Below are 1,344 nucleotides of genomic sequence, written 5' to 3' on the forward strand. Positions count from 1 at the left end.
GGGTCTTCGGGTGGCGGGCCCGCGGGCTGCGTCGCACGGCGCGCCGCCATGGCGTTCGGCGCGGGCAAGCACAAGTGCGTGGGCGAGGATCTCGCCTGGGCCGAACTGGGCGTGGTCACCGCCTCGCTGCTGCGCGCGTTCCGCCTCGTCCCGGTTCCCGGCTCGGCCGCGAAGGAGGTCGTCTGGACGACGGTGCAGGCCCAGGGCCTGACCCTCCGCTTCGCTCCGCGTACGGAAACGGGAGAGGGGGAGGCCCGATGATGATGGCCGGCGCGGTCGGACGCCCGCTGACGGACGGCCACACCGCCTGGTTGCTACGCCACGGCCTCCTTCAGGAGACGGCGCTCGGCCGCTACCAGGCGTACGCGCTGCCCGACCTGATCACGTACGCCTATCCGAGGACCGGGGGCGACGAGAGGCGCCTCCTCGTGGACATCCTCGGCTGGTTCACCATCCTGGACGACCACTTCGACGGCCCGGCGGGCCGCGACCTGGCCGGGGCGCGCGACCTGGTCCGGCGACTGCTCGACGTGCTGGACAACCCGGTCAGGAACGCGGACGAGCATCTGGACGGCGTCCCCGACGTGATTCCGGACGCGATCGCGGTTCCGGAGCCGCCCGCGGGACCCGCGCATCTGCTGGCGGCCTGGCGCGACCTGTGGGACCGGCAGCGTACGGGCATGCCGGCGGCCTGGTCGCGCCGCGCGGCCAGGGACTGGGCGCGCTGTCTGACCACGTTCGTCACCGAGGCCTTCCACCGGACGGCCGTGACCCTGCCGACGGTGCGCCAGGCGGTCCACCTGCGCCGCCACGCGAGCTGCCTGTACCCGTTCATGAACATGCTGGAACGGGCCCCGGGCGCTGCGCTGCCCGAGGAGGTCCACGCGGAACGCGAACTGCGCCTGCTGCGTGCCCATGTCGCCGACACGGCGACCCTCATCAACGACCTGTATTCGCTGGAGCGCGAGGAACGCCACTCGTGCCCCTTCAACATGATCGTGATCCTGCGGCGCGAACAGCGCATGAGCAGGGCGGCGGCCGTCGCGGCGGTCCGCGCCGAGGTCGACCGCCTCGGCGCCAGGAGCGACATCCTCCGGAACTACCTGGCGGCCCACCATCCCGGGGCCGACCGGTACCTGCGCGGGACACGTCAGCTGGTCGAGGGCGTACGGCTCTGGAGCAGTACGACGAACCGCTACACGGACGCGTCGCTCTGACCGAGCGAAGCCGCCCGCGCCGACCGCGCCGAGCAGCGTCCTCGCCGCGCTGAGCGGTGACCGCCGGGCCGCGCCGGCCCTTCCGCGTACGACCACCCCTCGCGTACGGCGCCCCTCCGCGCACCCC

2 protein-coding genes are annotated in these 1,344 nt (G+C 73.4%); both read left to right on the forward strand.

What is annotated here, in order from left to right; genetic code table 11:
* On the forward strand, positions 1–261 hold a 261-nt coding region (locus LCE31_RS39650), incomplete at its 5' end, for a cytochrome P450 (protein ID WP_225023140.1).
* Positions 258–1,217, forward strand: coding sequence for a terpene synthase family protein (locus LCE31_RS39655; protein ID WP_225023142.1), 960 nt, complete (start codon positions 258–260; stop codon positions 1,215–1,217). The genes LCE31_RS39650 and LCE31_RS39655, both read left to right, overlap by 4 nt.
* The last annotated feature ends 127 nt before the right edge of the window (positions 1,218–1,344 follow it).

The sequence above is a fragment of the Streptomyces sp. 8L genome (assembly GCF_020176795.1).
Lineage (GTDB): Bacteria > Actinomycetota > Actinomycetes > Streptomycetales > Streptomycetaceae > Streptomyces.